This is a genomic window from Streptococcus parasanguinis (assembly GCF_001074805.1).
GTDB lineage: Bacteria > Bacillota > Bacilli > Lactobacillales > Streptococcaceae > Streptococcus > Streptococcus parasanguinis_A.
In genome coordinates this window covers 1-17,962 of sequence record NZ_JUPI01000041.1, presented here as the reverse complement: position 1 = coordinate 17,962, position 17,962 = coordinate 1, and the positions used below count along the sequence as shown (strand labels likewise).

At 40.7% G+C, this 17,962-nt stretch carries 14 protein-coding genes; 7 read left to right on the top strand and 7 right to left on the bottom strand.

All coding sequences use genetic code 11. The features are described from left to right. Positions 1 to 26: 26 nt before the first annotated feature. The 3 genes from ADI76_RS02840 to ADI76_RS02830 all read right to left on the bottom strand — a co-directional run bounded on the left by ADI76_RS02840 (position 27) and on the right by ADI76_RS02830 (position 4,087). Positions 27 to 695: an MIP/aquaporin family protein gene (locus ADI76_RS02840; protein ID WP_049514648.1), complete on the bottom strand. Its 669-nt coding sequence runs from the start codon at positions 693 to 695 to the stop codon at positions 27 to 29. A 120-nt stretch (positions 696 to 815) separates the two neighbouring features. Beyond that, on the bottom strand, positions 816 to 3,500 hold the full coding sequence (locus tag ADI76_RS02835; RefSeq protein ID WP_049514646.1) for a calcium-translocating P-type ATPase, PMCA-type: 2,685 nt from the start codon (positions 3,498 to 3,500) through the stop codon (positions 816 to 818). 203 nt (positions 3,501 to 3,703) lie between these two features. Further along, on the bottom strand, positions 3,704 to 4,087 hold the full coding sequence (locus tag ADI76_RS02830) for a DUF1934 domain-containing protein (protein ID WP_049514644.1): 384 nt from the start codon (positions 4,085 to 4,087) through the stop codon (positions 3,704 to 3,706). 115 nt (positions 4,088 to 4,202) lie between these two features. Between ADI76_RS02830 and ADI76_RS02825 the strand changes: the two genes are divergently transcribed. From ADI76_RS02825 to ADI76_RS02810, 4 genes are read left to right on the top strand one after another with little or no spacing between them, the layout of a single operon-like run. Beyond that, entirely contained in the window at positions 4,203 to 5,513 is a 1,311-nt protein-coding gene (locus tag ADI76_RS02825; RefSeq protein WP_049514641.1) for an HD domain-containing protein, read from the top strand. Further along, positions 5,503 to 6,309: a sugar-phosphatase gene (gene yidA / locus ADI76_RS02820; RefSeq protein WP_049514638.1), complete on the top strand. Its 807-nt coding sequence runs from the start codon at positions 5,503 to 5,505 to the stop codon at positions 6,307 to 6,309. The genes ADI76_RS02825 and yidA overlap by 11 nt, the downstream gene beginning before the upstream one ends. 3 nt (positions 6,310 to 6,312) lie before the next feature. Continuing rightward, on the top strand, positions 6,313 to 7,524 hold the full coding sequence (locus ADI76_RS02815) for an aminoacyltransferase (RefSeq protein WP_049514636.1): 1,212 nt from the start codon (positions 6,313 to 6,315) through the stop codon (positions 7,522 to 7,524). A gap of 5 nt (positions 7,525 to 7,529) precedes the next feature. Continuing rightward, positions 7,530 to 8,765, top strand: coding sequence for an aminoacyltransferase (locus ADI76_RS02810; protein WP_049514634.1), 1,236 nt, complete (start codon positions 7,530 to 7,532; stop codon positions 8,763 to 8,765). A 74-nt stretch (positions 8,766 to 8,839) separates the two neighbouring features. On the opposite strand, the gene tpiA is transcribed toward ADI76_RS02810, so the two are convergent. The 4 genes from tpiA to ftsW all read right to left on the bottom strand — a co-directional run bounded on the left by tpiA (position 8,840) and on the right by ftsW (position 15,343). Continuing rightward, a complete protein-coding gene (gene tpiA / locus ADI76_RS02805) occupies positions 8,840 to 9,598 on the bottom strand; it encodes a triose-phosphate isomerase (RefSeq protein ID WP_049514632.1) in 759 nt (252 codons plus the stop codon). A 164-nt stretch (positions 9,599 to 9,762) separates the two neighbouring features. Beyond that, the gene (gene tuf / locus ADI76_RS02800; RefSeq protein ID WP_031574016.1) at positions 9,763 to 10,959 is read right to left on the bottom strand and encodes an elongation factor Tu; all 1,197 of its coding nucleotides are present in this window, start codon (positions 10,957 to 10,959) and stop codon (positions 9,763 to 9,765) included. A gap of 278 nt (positions 10,960 to 11,237) precedes the next feature. Continuing rightward, entirely contained in the window at positions 11,238 to 14,063 is a 2,826-nt protein-coding gene (gene ppc, locus ADI76_RS02795) for a phosphoenolpyruvate carboxylase (RefSeq protein ID WP_049514688.1), read from the bottom strand. 38 nt (positions 14,064 to 14,101) lie between these two features. Beyond that, complete coding sequence (gene ftsW, locus ADI76_RS02790) at positions 14,102 to 15,343, bottom strand: cell division peptidoglycan polymerase FtsW (protein WP_049514629.1); 1,242 nt, start codon at positions 15,341 to 15,343, stop codon at positions 14,102 to 14,104. A gap of 248 nt (positions 15,344 to 15,591) precedes the next feature. Here ftsW and ADI76_RS02785 point away from each other — a divergent pair, with 248 nt between their 5' ends. The 3 genes from ADI76_RS02785 to ADI76_RS02775 all read left to right on the top strand — a co-directional run bounded on the left by ADI76_RS02785 (position 15,592) and on the right by ADI76_RS02775 (position 17,728). Further along, positions 15,592 to 16,467: a GH25 family lysozyme gene (locus ADI76_RS02785; protein ID WP_049514626.1), complete on the top strand. Its 876-nt coding sequence runs from the start codon at positions 15,592 to 15,594 to the stop codon at positions 16,465 to 16,467. Positions 16,468 to 16,608: 141 nt separating this feature from the next. Then, a complete protein-coding gene (locus ADI76_RS02780; protein WP_023918663.1) occupies positions 16,609 to 17,082 on the top strand; it encodes an aminoacyl-tRNA deacylase in 474 nt (157 codons plus the stop codon). Between the two features lie 22 nt (positions 17,083 to 17,104). Beyond that, positions 17,105 to 17,728: a histidine phosphatase family protein gene (locus tag ADI76_RS02775; protein WP_049514624.1), complete on the top strand. Its 624-nt coding sequence runs from the start codon at positions 17,105 to 17,107 to the stop codon at positions 17,726 to 17,728. Positions 17,729 to 17,962 lie beyond the last annotated feature (234 nt).

Below are 17,962 nucleotides of genomic sequence, written 5' to 3'. Positions count from 1 at the left end.
ATTGGTCCCTCTGGGACCAATTTTTTTTACTCTTCTGTATCCAAGAGATTTTTTGCAACGATTGCAGCCAGAACACCACCGACAATTGGAGCCAAGATAAAGATCCAAATTTGTTGAAGGGCTGCACCACCAACAAAAAGGGCAGGTGCCAAACTACGAGCTGGGTTAACAGAAAGTCCTGTAATGTTCAAACCAACAAGAATAATCAAAGTCAAGCTCAAACCGATCACAAGGCCAGCGATTTTCCCATTACCTTTGCTAGCTGATGTCACTGTCATGATGACCAAAATAAAGATAAAGGAAGCAATTACTTCAAACAAGAATCCGCCAAATGGAGTCACACCCTTCGCTAGGGCATTTTCACCAAGACTAGCTGTTGACATACCTGAATTTGACAAGAGGAAGAGTACTGTTGCAGATGCGAGAACCGCCCCCACTACTTGCGCTGCAATATAATTAACCAAGTCCTTTGAAGACAAGCGTTTGTTCACAAACATGGCAATCGAAACAGCCGGGTTCAAGTGGGCACCAGAAACAGTCCCAATTGAGTAAGCTGCTGCAACAATGGATAAACCGAATGCCAAGGCAATTCCTAAATGTCCCAGACCTTCTGTTCCATTTCCAAAAACAACTGCGCCAGTCCCGATAAAGACAAGCATAAATGTGCCGATTACTTCAGCAAAAAACTTTTTCATAACTAAGTTTCCTTTCTTCAAACTGTTGACTAGTTTATCAAAAATCAACTCTTGCCTCAAGAAATATGCCTAGTCATTTTCTGTCAGATAAAAAAGCCATCCGAAGATGACTTTTTATGCTTAAATCGCGTTTTTATCTTTACCAAGCGCACGTTGAACAGCTTTGACAATCTCAACAAGGACCACAATCATAATTGCACCTACAGCAACCACCAACCATTGCGTCAAACTCAAATTTGAAACATGGAATAGCTTGTTAAATCCAGGTACCATAATGGTCGCCATTAAAAGAATAAAGGCAACTGGAATAGACCAGTTAAAGGTCTTGTTCTTGAAAAGTCCCACTTTAAAGATCGATTGGTAAACTGATTTCACGTTAAAAGCATGGAGTAATTGGATCAAACCGAGAGTCGCAAAGGCCATCGTCAGAGCATCTGCATGAATTTCAGCATGACCTCGGTGCTCTGGGAAGAGAATCGCCCATCCGTAAACGCCAAGTACCAAGATAGTTTGGAAGATTCCTTGATAAAGGATAGCTCCAAAGACCCCACCGTCAAAGAAGTTGGACTTGCGTCCACGAGGTTTGTGGGTCATGACACCTGGTTCAGCTGGTTCAACGCCAAGAGCGATAGCTGGGAGAGTGTCCGTTACCAAGTTAATCCATAATAGATGCACTGGTTGAAGAACGTCCCAACCAAAGAGGGTTGCAAAGAAGATGGTAAAGACCTCAGCCATATTGGCAGACAAGAGGTATTGGATGGATTTTTGGATATTGGAGAAGACCTTACGTCCTTCTTCTACCGCTACGATAATAGTGGCGAAGTTATCATCGGCAAGGACCATGTCAGAGGCACCCTTAGAAACCTCCGTACCAGTAATCCCCATACCGATACCGATATCAGCTGTCTTAAGTGATGGCGCATCATTAACCCCGTCACCAGTCATGGCAACGACCTTTCCTTCTTTTTGCCAGGCTTTCACGATCCGAACCTTGTGTTCTGGTGATACACGAGCGTAAACAGAGTACTGCTTGAAGACTTTTTGGAATTCTTCATCAGAAAGTTCGTTCAACTCAGCTCCAGTGAAGACATGGTCTTCGGTATCATTTGGATCAATGATTCCAAGACGTTTAGCAATAGCTTCTGCTGTATCTTGGTGGTCACCCGTGATCATGATTGGACGGATACCTGCTTCTTTAGCGATACGAACAGCTTCAGCTGCTTCTGGACGCTCAGGGTCAATCATGCCGACCAAACCTGAGAAGATGAGGTCAGACTCAACGATTTCAGATTCCAAGGTTGGAATTTCGTTGCTTGTCTTATAAGCCATCATCAAGACACGAAGGGCTTGTTTGGCCAAGTCTTTGTTGGTAGCAAGGATAGCTTGTTTGTCTTCTTCTGTGATAGGGCGAACTTCTCCATTGACTTCAATACGCGTCACACGTTTGAGCAATTGGTCAGGTGCCCCCTTGACAGCGATAAAGTAAGAACCGTCAGCTTCCTTATGAATGGTAGACATGAGCTTACGGTCTGAGTCAAATGGCAATTCAGCCACACGAGGCTCATCCTTCAAGACTTCACGAACGTCAAAGTTGTGGTCCAAGCCAAACTGTACAAGAGCTGTCTCCGTTGGATCACCAATCAGCTTGCCAGATGGGTCCACTTTAGTGTCATTGGCAAAGTTCATGATACGAAGGGTATTGTTGCTAGCAACAATATCAGCTGCAGAGCTTTGCAATTGACCGTTGGTATAAACCTTCTCAACTGTCATTTGGTTCATGGTCAAGGTACCTGTTTTATCAGATGCGATGATTTCTGTTGAACCAAGTGTTTCAACGGCTGGCAATTTACGAACGATTGAATTGCGTTTAGCAAGGGTTGTCGTTCCCAAAGAGAGAACGATGGTTACAATGGCAGGAAGACCTTCTGGAATCGCCGCAACCGCAAGGGCTACCGCAACCATCAAGCCTTCCAACGGATGTTCACCACGAACGAAGACACCAACCAAGAAAGTAATGACCGCAATCACAACGATTAAGTAAGTCAAGGCTTTAGATAATTGTTCCAAGCTTTGCTTCAATGGTGTTTCAGTCTCATCGGCATTAGCCAACATATCTGCAATCTTACCAACTTCTGTATACATACCAGTGTTTGTTACGACACCAATCCCACGACCATAAGTTACATTTGAGTTTTGGTAACCCATGTTAACACGATCCCCGATACCAGCATCTGCTTCAACAAGTCCTGTCACATCTTTTTCAACTGGCACAGACTCCCCTGTAAGAGCTGCTTCTTCAATTTTAAGGGAAGCTGCTTCAAACAAACGCATATCTGCAGGCACGACATCTCCCGCTTCAAGCAAGACGATGTCACCAGGTACCAATTCTTTTGAGTCAATCTCAATCACATGACCATCACGACGAACACGAGCCATCGGGCTAGACATATTTTTCAGAGCTTCAATGGCTGCTTCTGCTTGCCCTTCTTGGTAAACCCCAAAGGCAGCATTCAAGACAACAACGGCCAAGATGATAATGGCATCCGTTAGACCGTCCATTCCTTCTGTAATCACAGAAAGTGCCGCTGCCACAAGCAAGATGATAATCATCAAATCCTTAAATTGATCAAGGAATTTAGCTAGTAGGCTACGTTTTTCACCCTCTTCCAACTCATTACGACCATAATTCGCTAAGCGTTCTTGAGCCTGGGCGGTTGACAAACCTTCGACAGATGAGTCCAAGTTCTTTAGGACTTCCTCAGAAGATTGCGTGTAAAACAAATCTTTATTTTGTTCTTTTGACAAAACAGTCTCCTCCTTTTTGGCCTCTTTTTACAAAAAAAGAGACCTGTTTTTTAAAAAAACAAGTCTCGCTGTTTAATATAGTGCCGGAAATAATTCGTAATGACGACACTATCGCGGAAAACCGCCAGCTACTCCCTTGAGTGGTTTTATTATACCATTTTTATAGAATAAAGCAAGCGGGATCTCTAATAATTTAATGAGGTCTATTCTTCCCATTCCACCAGTAATTGATAATTAGCAAATTCCTGTTCTCCATCGATAGTTAACAAGCGATAAGAGACTTGCAAATGACCTGCTTCTAATTGAAAGAGGTCTGTTGTAATCAAAAACTGCTGAATGCCCATCGGAGTTGGGATGATTGCCCCACCATCTTCATTTTTGTAGAAACGCATGATGGATTTAGGACTTGAGAATCGTGTCATGACCAATTCATCATTGGAAAATTTCAAAGCAACCTTTTCATCTTCTTCATTGGTATACAAGAGATATTGAAAACCTGCTTTTTCCTTCCATTCACCTTGATAGTACTGATCAACGATTTCCATTTCTTCTCCAAATCGAATGGTATTTTGAATGCGAATCTGCATCTTTGTCTCCTTCTCTTCTTTTCTTGCCTTACTATTCTATCAAATTTTACGCATTTTGACTGCCCCTATTAGCCTCTAGATCGCAAAATAGGCTTTTTTTTGCTATAATAGACCCATGAATGAAAAAGTCTTTCGCGATCCCGTGCATGATTACGTTCATGTGGATCATCCCATCATTTATCAATTAATTAATAGTAAAGAATTTCAACGACTACGCCGCATCAAACAACTGGGGACATCTGGTTTTACCTTCCACGGTGGGGAGCATAGTCGTTTTTCTCACTGTCTTGGCGCCTATGAAATTTCAAGACGCATTCTGTCCATTTTTGAGGAAAAGTATGCAGAGCAATGGAATTCTGATGAAAACTTACTGACCATGACAGCTGCCCTTCTTCATGACATTGGACATGGTGCCTATTCCCATACCTTCGAAGGACTCTTTGGGACCGATCATGAAAAAATGACCCAGCTGATCATCACCAGTCCAGAGACGGAGGTCAATCAGATCCTCTTACAGGTAGCACCTGATTTCCCAAATCGTGTAGCTAGCGTCATTGATCATACCTATCCCAATAAACAAGTGGTGCAATTAATTTCTAGTCAGATTGATGTGGACCGAATGGATTATTTACTGCGGGATGCCTACTTTACGGGTGCTTCCTATGGAAAATTTGACTTGACCCGTATTTTGCGCGTCATTCGACCGATTGAAAATGGTATTGCCTTCCAACAAAATGGTATGCACGCTGTCGAGGATTATGTGGTCAGCCGTTACCAAATGTATATGCAGGTCTACTTCCACCCAGCTACTCGTGCCATGGAAGTCCTCCTTCAAAATCTACTCAAACGCGCTAGAACCATTTATCCAGATCAGAAAGAGTATTTTCAACTGACTTCACCTCGCTTGATTCCATTTTTTGAAGAAGAGGTCACCATCCAAGACTACCTAAATCTAGATGACGGTGTGATGAATACCTATTTCCAAGTCTGGATGGATAGTCCGGATACCATCTTATCTGATCTTGCTCAGCGCTATATTAATCGGAAAGTTTTTAAATCGATTCTATTTACAGAAGATAAGCGAAAAGACTTAGCAATCCTTGAAAATTTGATTAAAGAGGTTGGGTTTAATCCAACCTACTACACAGCTATTCATCAAAATTTCGACCTGCCCTACGATATTTATCGACCTGAGCTTGAAAAACCGCGTACCCAGATCGAAATGATCCGAAAAGATGGGAGTCTCGCAGAATTGTCTCAGTTGTCTCCACTCGTCGCTGCTTTAGCAGGAACTCGCTATGGGGACAACCGCTTCTATTTCCCAAAAGAAATGCTGGAGGTTAATGGACTTTTCAGTAAGCAAGTAGAGGAATTCACTTCCTATATCACCAATGATTATTTTACAGGAGAGACGGATGTCCATTAAATTAGTTGCGATCGATATCGACGGTACACTTCTCAATTCAAAAAAAGAAATCACACCTTCTGTATTTGAAGCCATTCAAGACGCTAAAGCCGCAGGCGTTAAAATCGTGATCACAACCGGTCGTCCTATCGCAGGGGTCTCAAAACTTTTAAAAGAACTCCATTTGATGGATCCTGGAGACTATGTCATTACCTTTAATGGCGGTCTGGTGCAAGAAACTGCTACTGGAAAAGAACTCATCAAAGACCTTTTAGATTATGAGGACTATCTCGATATCGAGTCTCTTGCTAACAAACTCAAAATCCACTCTCATGCTATTACTAAAGACGGCATCTATACCAGCAATCGAGATATCGGACGCTACACCATTCATGAATCTCAACTGGTCAACATGCCCGTTTATTACCGGACGCCTGAAGAAGTTCGTGAGAAAGAATTTGTCAAGGCCATGTATATCGATGAACCAGACATTCTGGATGATGCGATTGCAAAAATCCCTAAAGAATTTAAGGATCGCTTCACGATGGTCAAATCAGCTCCTTTTTATTTAGAAATTCTAGGGAAAACAACCAATAAGGGAGCTGCCCTTCTTCATCTAGCTGAACGACTTGGAATCCAGCAAGAAGAAACCATGGCCATCGGAGATGAGGAAAATGACCGTTCCATGCTAGAAGTCGTGGGACATGCTGTCGTTATGGGAAATGGCAATCCAGCTCTTAAAAAAATTGCTACAACTATTACCAAATCAAATGATGAATCTGGCGTTGCATACGCCATTAGAAAGTGGGTATTATAAGAAATGTACCATTACCAGCTAGGAATTTCTGCCAGTGAGCATGACGACTTTGTTATTCAGAGTGACCAAACCAATCTCTTACAAAGCAGCTCATGGGCAAAAATCAAAGATAATTGGGGAAATGAACGGGTTGGTTTTTATCAAGAAGACCAATTAGTCGCTGTTGCAAGCATCTTGATTCAACCCCTGCCACTTGGCTTTTCCATGCTCTACATTCCTCGAGGCCCAATCATGGATTACCAAAACAAGGAGCTGGTTTCATATGTGATCCAGTCCCTTAAAAAGATAGCCAAACAATACAAGGCCTTATTTGTGAAGTTTGATCCAAGTCTTTTCTTGAGTAAACACTTGATTGGACAAGAAAATACGGAAACCACTGATGTACAAGCGGTCATCGACACCTTAACTAAAGAAGGGATTGAATGGACTTGCCGAACCAGTGATATGGCAGAAAATATCCAACCACGCTTTCAAGCGAATATCCACAAAGAGTTTTTCACTGAGCAAGATCTTTCAAAATCTACTCGACAAGCCATCCGAACTGCTCGAAACAAAGGGATCCAAGTCCAATTTGGCGGGACTGAATTGTTAGAGGACTTTGCTTCTCTCATGAAAAAGACTGAGGCTCGTAAAAGCATTCATTTACGTGGAAAAGACTACTACGAAAAACTACTCACAACCTACCAAGGACAATCCTACATTACTTTGTCTACTCTAGATCTCGAGAAAAGGAAAAGCTCCCTTATAAAAGATCTTGAAAAAAACAAGGCAGAGGCTGAAAAATTCACAGAAAAAACAAAGCCTGGCAAGGTTGAGAACAACCAAAAAGAAAAAGAGCGGATAGAGGAAGAACTGCAATTTCTTGAGCAGCATCTCCAAGAAGGTAGACAGGTCGTTCCTTTATCCGGGACCTTAACCCTTGAATTCGGTGGGACGTCTGAAAATGTTTATGCAGGGATGGATGAAGAATTCCGCCGTTACCAACCTGCTATCCTCACCTGGTATGAAACTGCCCAACACGCTTTCGACCGTGGTGCTTCTTGGCAAAATATGGGAGGCATTGAAAATTCACTAGATGGTGGACTCTATCATTTTAAATCTAAGTTTAATCCTATCATTGAAGAATTTGTTGGCGAATTCAACCTTCCAACAAGTCGACTTTATCCACTTGTAAACACAGCTTACAAGATCCGGAAAAAATTAAGGAGTAAATAAGTTACATGACTCTTACGACAATTTCAAAAGAAGAATTTACCTCATTTGCAAATACCGTCTCCCATCGCTCTTTCATCCAGTCTGCAGAGATGGCAGATCTGCTTGTAGAGCGAGGGAACACCGTTCAATTTATCGCTTGGAAGGAAGATGATCAAGTCCAAGTGGCTGCGATCTTGTATAGTCTTCCCATGACAGGTGGTCTCCATATGGAAATCAATTCAGGGCCCCTCTACCAAGAGGAAGCTATGCTGGAACCCTTCTATGCAGCTTTAAAAGACTATGCGAAAGACAATGGCGCTATTGAACTCGTCATCAAGCCCTATGATACCTATCAAACCTTTGACAGTGACGGCAATCCAACCAGTGAAGAACAAACTCATTTTATGGATACCCTTAAAAACTTGGGCTATCAGCATGATGGTTTAACAACAGGTTATCCTGGAGGAGAACCTATCTGGCACTATGTGAAAGATATGGAAGGCATTACCGAAAAAAATCTTCTCAAGAGTTTCAGCAAAAAAGGAAAGCCGCTTGTTAAGAAAGCGAAATCGTTTGGTATTGAACTGAAACGATTAAACCGGGATGAACTACAACTCTTTAAGGATATTACTTCTTCTACCAGTGACCGACGAGACTATCAGGATAAGACCTTAGATTATTACCAAACCTTCTATGATAATTTTGGCGACAAAGCAGATTTCATGATCGCAACGCTGAACTTCCACCACTACTATACGAATCTTGAAAAAGACCAAGCGAAACTAGCACAGAAGATTGAGAAATTACAGAAGGAACTAGAAGTCAACCCCAATTCAGAGAAAAAACAAAATCAACTTCGTGAATTCTCCAGCCAGTTTGATACCTTTGAAGTGAGAAAGAAGGAAGCAAAAGAATATATTGAAAAATATGGAGACCAAGATGTCATTCTTGCAGGTAGCCTCTTCGTTTATATGCCGCAAGAATCCACCTATTTATTCAGTGGCTCTTATACAGAATTTAATAAATTTTATGCTCCTGCTGTTCTCCAGGAATATATGATGCTTGAAACCATCAAACGTGGGATAACAAGATACAACTTCCTAGGCATTCAAGGGATCTTTGACGGGTCAGATGGTGTGCTTCGTTTCAAACAGAACTTTAATGGCTACATCGTTCGTAAGATGGGAACCTTCCGTTATTATCCCCGTCCTCTTAAATACAAAATGATTTCTCTTATTAAGAAACTTTTAGGACGTTCCTAACTCAAAAGACCAGCTTTGTAGCTGGTCTTTTCTACTATAAAAAAGACGAGAAACCTCTCGCCTTTTATATGTCATTATTTAACGAAGTCAAGCAATGCCAAGAAGCTTTCAGCTTCAAGTGATGCACCACCTACAAGAGCTCCGTCAACGTCTGGACAAGCCATGTATTCAGCAACATTTTCAGGTTTAACTGAACCACCGTATTGAACACGTACTTTGTCAGCCACTTCTTGACCAAAGTCAGCAGCTACAACGTCACGAACAACTTTACACATTTTTTGTGCATCGTCTTGTGAAGCAGATTTACCAGTACCGATAGCCCAGATTGGTTCGTAGGCGATTACTGTTGAAGCTACTTGTTCTGCAGTCAATCCAGCAAGAGCAGCTGAAACTTGAGCACCTACGAATTCTGCTGCTTTACCAGCTTCGTAAGTTTCAAGAGACTCACCACAACAGATGATTGGAAGCATACCGTTCGCAAAGATTGCTTTTGCTTTTTTGTTGATGTCTTCATCAGTTTCGTGGAAGTAGTCACGACGTTCTGAGTGACCGATAACTACGTAGTCAGTACCGATTTCTTTCAAAACTTGTGGGCTAGTTTCACCAGTGAAGGCACCAGCATTTTCAAAGTAAGTGTTTTGTGCAGCAACTTTAAGGTTTGAACCTTTAGCAGCAGCAAGTACAGCTGTCAAGTCAACTGCAGGAGCTGCGATGCCAGCTTCAACAAGATCAGCTGAAGGAAGTTTTGATGCTACAGCTTCAACGAATGCTTTTGCTTCTTCTGGATTTTTGTTCATTTTCCAGTTACCAGCGATAAATGGTTTACGTGACATTTCACATACCTCTTTTTTCTAATTTTATACTATCTATTTTACCATAAATTTCGTCATAATGAAAGGTTGCACAAGCTCATTTTACTTTTTACCAAAATAAAAACCCCGTCTTCACGGGGTTTTCTGTCTGTCTATATAATTGTTAATCTGGGAACTAGATCGAATTAAGCTTCGATTTCAGTAACCATACCTGAACCAACAGTACGTCCACCTTCACGGATTGAGAATGTAGTACCTTGTTCAACGGCGATTGGGTGGATCAACTCAACGTCGATAGTCACGTTATCACCAGGCATTACCATTTCAGTTCCTGCTGGAAGTTCGATAGATCCAGTCACGTCAGTTGTACGGAAGTAGAACTGTGGACGGTAGTTGTTGAAGAATGGAGTATGACGTCCACCTTCTTCTTTAGTAAGGATGTAAACTTCACCTTTGAATTTAGTGTGTGGGTTGATTGAACCTGGTTTAGCGATAACTTGTCCACGTTCGATTTCATCACGTTGGATACCACGAAGAAGCACACCAACGTTATCCCCTGCAAGACCTTCGTCAAGTTGTTTACGGAACATTTCAACACCAGTAACAACTGCTTTTTGGATTTTTTCTTTGATACCAACGATTTCGATTTCGTCGTTGACACGAACAACACCACGGTCGATACGACCTGAAGCAACTGTACCACGTCCAGTGATTGAGAATACGTCTTCGACTGGAAGAAGCAATGGTTTGTCGGTATCGCGTTCTGGTTCTGGGATGTACTCATCAACAGTATCCATCAATTCCATGATGATGTCTTCATATTTAGAGTCACCTTCAAGAGCTTTAAGAGCTGAACCTTGGATAACTGGAAGGTCATCACCTGGAAAATCGTATTCTGAAAGAAGGTCACGGATTTCCATTTCAACCAATTCAAGCAATTCTTCATCGTCAACCAAGTCAACTTTGTTCATGAAGACGATCAAGTGTTTAACACCAACCTGACGTGAAAGAAGGATGTGTTCACGTGTTTGTGGCATTGGTCCATCAGTTGAAGCTACTACAAGGATAGCTCCGTCCATTTGAGCGGCACCAGTGATCATGTTTTTAACATAGTCCGCGTGTCCTGGAGCGTCGATGTGAGCGTAGTGACGTTTAGCAGTTTCGTACTCAACGTGTGCAGTGTTGATAGTGATACCGCGTTCGCGTTCTTCTGGAGCAGCATCGATAGACGCATAGTCTTTTGGTTGGTTAACTGATGAAGGCAAGCGACGTGCCAAAACAGTTGTGATTGCTGCAGTTAGGGTAGTTTTACCGTGGTCAACGTGTCCGATTGTACCGATGTTAACGTGCGGTTTACTACGATCGTATTTTTCTTTTGCCATTTGAGTAAAAGCCTCCAATAAAATATATTTTATAGATAGACAGTAGGCAATACAGTCTAACTTTCCTTACTATTCTATCGAATTTTAGATAAAATTGCAAGCCTTTTACCTATATTTTCTTAATTATTCCTCTTCTTTCCTTTTGTTTTGTCCTCTTGCTGAAAGATCCTGATCAAGCTTTGAAAATCCTCATTTGAAATCTTTAATTTAAACTCGTTAAACATCTTCTATCACTTCGTTTCAGAGCAGAAAAAATCGGAACAATGTTCCGATTTTTTTTAACCTGAATTTCGTAATCCTGTAGCCACTCCATTGATGGTGATATGGATTAGCTTGTCTTGATCGGCTGATAGTTGTCCCGTCCGTTGACGTCGAATCAATTCTAACTGAATATAGTTCAAGACGTTAAAGTACGGCATCCGATAATCCAAACTTTCTTTCAGATAAGGGTTTTCCGCGAGCAATTCGTCATGCTCCTCAATCATCAGGATGATATCCTTGGTCAATTGCCATTCATGTAAGATAATCTGATAGATATTGCGGACTTCTTCTTCCTCACACAATTGCGCATACTCAAAGGCAATATCCATGTTGGCTTTGGATAAGACCATGTCCACATTTGACAAGAGAGATTGGAAGAAAGGCCAGTTCTTATACATATATCGAAGGGTTTCAATATTCTCAGGATCCTCATCGATAAATTCCTTAAAGCTAGAACCTACTCCATACCAACCAGGAAACATCACCCGACTTTGTGACCAAGAGAATACCCAAGGAATGGCACGCAAACCACCAATTTCTGTAATAGTCTTACGGGCAGCTGGACGCGAACCAATATTAAAGCTAGAAATAGCTTTGATCGGACTTGATTCAAAGAAGTAATCATAGAAATGCTCATTTCCAAAGACCAAATCACGATAGATATCGTAACTGCGATTCACGACTTTATCCATGACTTCCCCGAAACGATCAAACATAGAAAATGGACTTTTTTGTTCTGAAATCATGCGGTTAATAGTTGCAGAAACAAGCATCTCAAGGTTGTAGTAGGCGGCATCTTTGTTCCCGTATTTATTGCCAATCACTTCCCCTTGCTCGGTTAAGCGGATACGGTCATTAATGGATTTCAATGGTTGAGAAGTGATGGCTTCATAAGTAGGACCTCCACCACGACCAACCGTACCACCACGACCATGGAAGAAGGTAATCTTCACTCCAAACTCATCTCCGATAGCAGTCAATTGTTGTTGGGCTTTAAAGAGGGTCCAGCAAGAAGACAAGTAGCCACCATCCTTGTTGGAATCAGAGTAACCTAACATAATTTCTTGGTAGTTGTTCTTAGAAGCAATCCAACGTTTGGCAATTGGAAGAGACAAGTAGCTTCTCATAGTTTCTTCTGAATGATCCAAATCTTCGATTGTTTCAAACAAAGGTACGATTTGCACGCGAGCTTTTTCTGTATCAACTAAGCCCACTTCTTTCAACATCACAGCCAATTCCAACATATCTGATACACTTGTTGCATGTGAAATGATGTTTTGACGAATGACTTCTTCTCCTAAACGATCCTTCAATTCACGAGCCGTTTGGAAAATTGCTAGTTCTTTTTCAAGCAGTTCAGATTTTTCAGCATGGGTAGCTGATAAAATTCGTGGGTCTTCTAAGAGTTCTTTCAAGAGAACCTGACACTTTTCATCCTCTGATAAATCAGAATAATGGTCATTAATCCCTGCCGATTTCAATAATTCTGCTACACAGGCTTCATGCACACTAGAATCCTGGCGCATATCAATAGAGGCGAGATAGAATCCAAAAACATCGATGGCTTCTAGAAGTTCTGCAAACTCACCAGAAATTAAATACTCTGATTTGTTTTCTAACAAAGAATCTTTGATCTTTTCAAGGTCTTCTTTGAATTCTTGAGCAGAGGCATAAGCTGGAGCTTCTTTCTCAGAAATTTTCTTTAAAGCTCCAGAGATACGATTGCCGATATAATCAGAAACTGGCCCTTGTTGATGAGCGTTTGCTCCTAATAACCTCTCGACAGCATAACGATCTTCTCTAGTTTCCCCAACCATCGTCCATTCTTTTAAGTTAACCAAGGTTTGGATCAATTTTGACTGGATATAGTGGAAAGCACGACGGTATGGCTCTTTTTCACGAAAAACAGATGTATCACTTGATAGGGCTGCCATTTCAGCTACTGCTTCACTTGTTTTAGAAAGACTCGTTGAAAGTGAGAAATGACGGTATAATTTAGAAATCTTTTCGATGTAATAGTTCAAAATGACTTCACTTTGAATTGTTGCTGAACGTTTCAAGGTCTCGGCTGTTACAAACGGATTTCCGTCCCGGTCTCCCCCAATCCACATGCCCATTGTAATCGGACGTGGTTGTTCGAGTTCTAATCCATGCTCTTTTGCCAAGCGTTTGTACTCCAACATCAAGTTTGGAACAGCTTGTAAGAAGGAGCTATTGTAATATTCCATGACGTTGGTGATCTCATTGGTCACCTTCAATTTTTTGTCACGGATCATATCCGTTTGCATCATGATTTCAATATTACAACGAAGGTTATTATACCACTTGTTTTCATTAATCAATCCCGCTTTAACATCCCGGTGTTGACGAAGAAGAGCATGGATATGATTGGTCAGATCCAGCATAGTCTTTCTTTGCACTTGAGTTGGATGGGCTGTCAAAACCGGTACAATATTGAGATTTTCAAGAATTTCTTGCGCATCTTCATTCTTCGCAACTTCTTTAATGGTTGAAGAAAGTTTTCCGAGGTATTGGCCATCCACATTATTCAAATGATTGATTTCATAGGCCAAATCGACATCTTCTGAGATGTTAATCAAGAGTGGTAAAATCGCAAAATAACGTGAAATGACTGTCATTTCTTCATTTGTCAATTGTTCCACTAGTTGGTTCAAATCACGATAATTCTTTGTTTTCGATAGATCTTTCAATTGTGAGATCTTTTCAAATGTTTCTGGACGAACCAAATTTTTCGTAATATCATCCAATAAATTGGTTAAAATTTCGGCTTCTTCTTTAACAATATCTTTATTTCTAAAGTTCTCTAATTTTTGTAAGACCATTTTTTCTCCTTTTTGAATAGCCATTAAACAATTCCCTTTTAATAATAAGGTTTGATTTTACTTCTTTCTTCAAAAACCATACCTTCTTGTTCCATCTTGGCTCGTTTTTCACTAGCATCGATATTCAAGACAAAAGCAATCGCTACAGATAAGACCCATAAACTATTTCCTCCTTGAGACAAGAAGGGGAAGGTCACTCCAGTAGACGGAATCAAACCAGAAATTCCTCCAATGTTAATGAAGGTTTGTACCAAGATCATCCCACCGATCCCAATGGCCATCATCGAATTAAAAGGATTCTTTGCTCGAATACCGACTAAAATGATCCGAAGAATTAAGAAGAATAAGAGAGCAAGAATCAAGCTAGCTCCAACAAAACCTAATTCTTCAATCACAATCGCAAACACAAAGTCTGTGTGAGCTTCTGGTAAGTAACCTTGTTTTTCAATGGAATTTCCAAGTCCCAAGCCAAACCAACCACCATTACTCATGGCATAGTAGGAATTGGCTAATTGGTGACCCGCACCAGACAAGTCATTAAAGGGGTTAAAAAAGGCACTAAACCGTTTGGCTACATAACCAAAGACAGGAATTTTAGCGACACGGTCCACACCGATGATCCAAATGGAACCAAGGACAATGGTGGATGCTCCAACAACTAAACCAAGTAAAGAGGTAAACCAACGGTAGCCCACTCCACTAGCCGTAATCATGATCAAGACCGTTAAGGCCAAGATCGTCGCATTTCCCAAGTCCGGCATGATTACAACGATTCCAATCAAAATCAAGGTCAGCCAACGCCAATCGTTTAAATTTCTTGGAATCCATTCATTGTGCGTCAAGGCTTGGTAATCATAATCACGGATTTCGTCTTGTCGCTTAGAAAAAATCAAAGCCAGATACCAGACTAAGATAACCTTGAGGTATTCTGCTGGCTGGATACTAAACCCTCCTGGGATCGTCAACCAACCGTGAGCACCGTTGACCGTATCTGTGATAAACCTGGACAGAATCAACAAAATCACTTCAATAAAGATGACAAAAGCCAGCACTTTTTTATTTCGAAGGAAGTTTAAGCTAAATTTATAAATCAAAGCGATGGTTAGGAGACTTAGGATGAAAAAGAGCCCCTGTGTCCGGACCATCCGAATCGAACTCACTCCACTTTGAATTGCCAAGGCACTTGTTGTCGAATAGACTACAATCAAGCCAATGATGGATAAAATCAAATAGGGAATGAGGATGGAATAATTTAAAAGATGTCTTTTTTCAATTTTCATAATTCACCATATTCCTAATGTTCAACCTTCATTATATCATTTTTAAGAAGCAAAACCAAGGAAAGGCCCGAAAAGATTCGGCTTCTTCTCAATTTTCGAGAAATATTCTAGTCATTCTTCTTATTTTCATATATTTTTATCCTTTTTCGATGAAAAGATTCCTTTTTTTTGAAAATAATGGCTGAAATCGTGATCTTTTAAGCATTAAGTTTTGCCTTTTCGTCTTATTTACGGTAAAATGATTTTGTATGAGAAAAAGGATAAAACCCGTTGTTCTCTTGGTCTTTTTTATCGGTATCATTTCTTTTCTCGTTCTTTCACGAACGATTGCCGATCTGCAAGTAAGAGAGCGACAAGCAACAACCAAAACCATTCCGAACTCCAATACACCTAAAAAAACAACCACTGCAAGCTCTTCTTCTAAAAAAGAAGAAGATATCAATCCAGAACTGGTTGGCCGCCCGATCATTGATATCTCTGGCTGGCAATTGCCTAGTGAAATTGACTACGATGTTCTCTCCCAAAATGTGGGAGGTGTGATCGTTCGTGTCCATAGTGGGGCTCAAGCTAAAAAGGAAAATGCGGCAACCCACTTAAATGGTCTGGATAAATCCTATAAAACCCATATCCAAGAATTCCAAAAACGAAATATCCCAGTCGCGGTCTATGCTTATGTCGCTGCTAAGGATAAAAAAGAAATGGAAAAAGAAGCAGAAGAATTTTACAAGGCTGCTTCTCCTTACAAACCGACCTACTATTGGTTAGATGTCGAGGAAAAAACCATGAAGGATATGAACGCAGGTGTTGAAGCTTTCCGAGCAAAACTACAAGCTTTGGGTGCCAAAAATATTGGACTCTATATCGGAACCTACTTCATGGAAGAACATAGTATCTCCACTGATAAATTTACGGCTCTTTGGATTCCTACTTATGGATTTGACGATGGCTACTATAATGCTGCACCAGATACCAATACGGAATACGACTTGCATCAATATACCTCTCAAGGGCAATTAAATGGATTCTCACACTACTTGGATCTCAATCAAATTGCTCCGACGCAAGACCAAGAAGCGATTTATCGGAAACTATTCAAGGTACAAAAAGATGGCTCTTCCTCATAGCCTCAAAACAGCAGATCAAGTGATCTTCACTTTTTCTGCTGTTTTCTATGTTTAGAGGCTTAGACAATATCACTGCTATTATATGTTATAATGGTCTAATGAAATCTGATTTTGTAGAGAAAAAGAGAAAAGGAGAAAGCCATGGCAAAAAAAAATAAGGTGAAGAAAACCTTGGTCGAGCAGATCTTGACTAAAGCAAAAATTGAGCACATAGGCTTACAAATCAACGCTTTAGAAGGGATCTTACCAGAAGGAATTGATCGCTCTACTATTTTCAAAACCCTAGCTCTCAAAGGAGATAAAACGGGGCCCGTGATTGGGATCATTCCTATTACAGAGCATCTTTCAGAGAAAAAGTTAGCCAAATTATCAGGGAATAAGAAAATCGCTATGATTCCTCAAAAAGATCTTGAAAAAACAACGGGTTATATTCATGGGGCCAATAATCCGGTGGGCATTCGCCAAAAGCATTCTTTTCCTATTTTTATCGATGAATCAGCCCTTCAGTTAGAAACCATGATCGTATCTGCTGGAGAAATTGGCCATAGTATTCAAATCAAACCACAACTTCTAGCAGACTTCGTAAAGGCGACTTTTGCAGATATTTTGGAATAAAGACAGAGAAGGAGACAAGATTGTGAAACTATATTTTATTCGACACGGACGGACAGAATGGAATGAAGAAGGACGTTTTCAAGGATCAAATGGCGATTCTCCGCTATTACCAGCCTCCATTCATCAGCTTGAAAAATTAGGAAAGCATCTAGCTACTGTCCCTTTTGATGCAGCTTTTGCAAGTGATCTGCCACGGACAGTCCATACTGCACAGATCATTCTCGATCAATTGGAGACACCTCTAAAATTGCTACCAACTCCTGCTCTTCGTGAGTGGAATTTGGGAAAATTAGAAGGAGCTAAAATTTCTACCATTTCGGCCATCTATCCCCAACAAATGGATGCGTTTCGACATAACCTAGCTTGTTTTCAAAATGAAATCTTTGATGCAGAATCTGTTTATGAAACAACCAAACGTACCTGTGATTTTGTAAAAAGTCTGAAAGGAAAAGAGCTAAATACCGTTCTCATTGTTGGACACGGAGCTAATTTGACAGCTTCTATTCGAACCTTGCTCGGTTATGAAATAGGAGAACTCCGCAAAAATGGTGGACTAGATAATGCCAGCGTGACGATTTTGACAACGGATGATTTTGAGCACTATCACTTAGAAAAATGGAATGATACCTCTTATATAGAGGACTAAAAAACACTGATCGCAAGATCAGTGTTTTTTAGAATGCAGGCAAACTGTTTATCACCTAAAATAGCTAGTTGAATCTTCAAAAATATGATTCTATTTTCTTTAATTAGTTTAGTGGATACAAAACTTTCCGCTGTGAGAAAAGTGCCTGAAACACAATTGTTTCAAGCACTTGGAATTATTGAGACCTTAGGCTCAATAATTAGTCATGGAACTTCGTAGAAGTTCGCTGACGTC

Excerpts from the sequence above, each read along its gene's own strand:
- ADI76_RS02840 (WP_049514648.1), bottom strand. The coding sequence starts at position 695 with ATGAAAAAGTTTTTTGCTGAAGTAATCGGCACATTTATGCTTGTCTTT.
- ADI76_RS02830 (WP_049514644.1), bottom strand. The coding sequence starts at position 4,087 with ATGCAGATTCGCATTCAAAATACCATTCGATTTGGAGAAGAAATGGAA.
- ADI76_RS02825 (WP_049514641.1), top strand. The coding sequence starts at position 4,203 with ATGAATGAAAAAGTCTTTCGCGATCCCGTGCATGATTACGTTCATGTG.
- yidA (WP_049514638.1), top strand. The coding sequence starts at position 5,503 with ATGTCCATTAAATTAGTTGCGATCGATATCGACGGTACACTTCTCAAT.
- ADI76_RS02815 (WP_049514636.1), top strand. The coding sequence starts at position 6,313 with ATGTACCATTACCAGCTAGGAATTTCTGCCAGTGAGCATGACGACTTT.
- ADI76_RS02810 (WP_049514634.1), top strand. The coding sequence starts at position 7,530 with ATGACTCTTACGACAATTTCAAAAGAAGAATTTACCTCATTTGCAAAT.
- tpiA (WP_049514632.1), bottom strand. The coding sequence starts at position 9,598 with ATGTCACGTAAACCATTTATCGCTGGTAACTGGAAAATGAACAAAAAT.
- tuf (WP_031574016.1), bottom strand. The coding sequence starts at position 10,959 with ATGGCAAAAGAAAAATACGATCGTAGTAAACCGCACGTTAACATCGGT.
- ppc (WP_049514688.1), bottom strand. The coding sequence starts at position 14,063 with ATGGTCTTACAAAAATTAGAGAACTTTAGAAATAAAGATATTGTTAAA.
- ftsW (WP_049514629.1), bottom strand. The coding sequence starts at position 15,343 with ATGAAAATTGAAAAAAGACATCTTTTAAATTATTCCATCCTCATTCCC.
- ADI76_RS02785 (WP_049514626.1), top strand. The coding sequence starts at position 15,592 with ATGAGAAAAAGGATAAAACCCGTTGTTCTCTTGGTCTTTTTTATCGGT.
- ADI76_RS02780 (WP_023918663.1), top strand. The coding sequence starts at position 16,609 with ATGGCAAAAAAAAATAAGGTGAAGAAAACCTTGGTCGAGCAGATCTTG.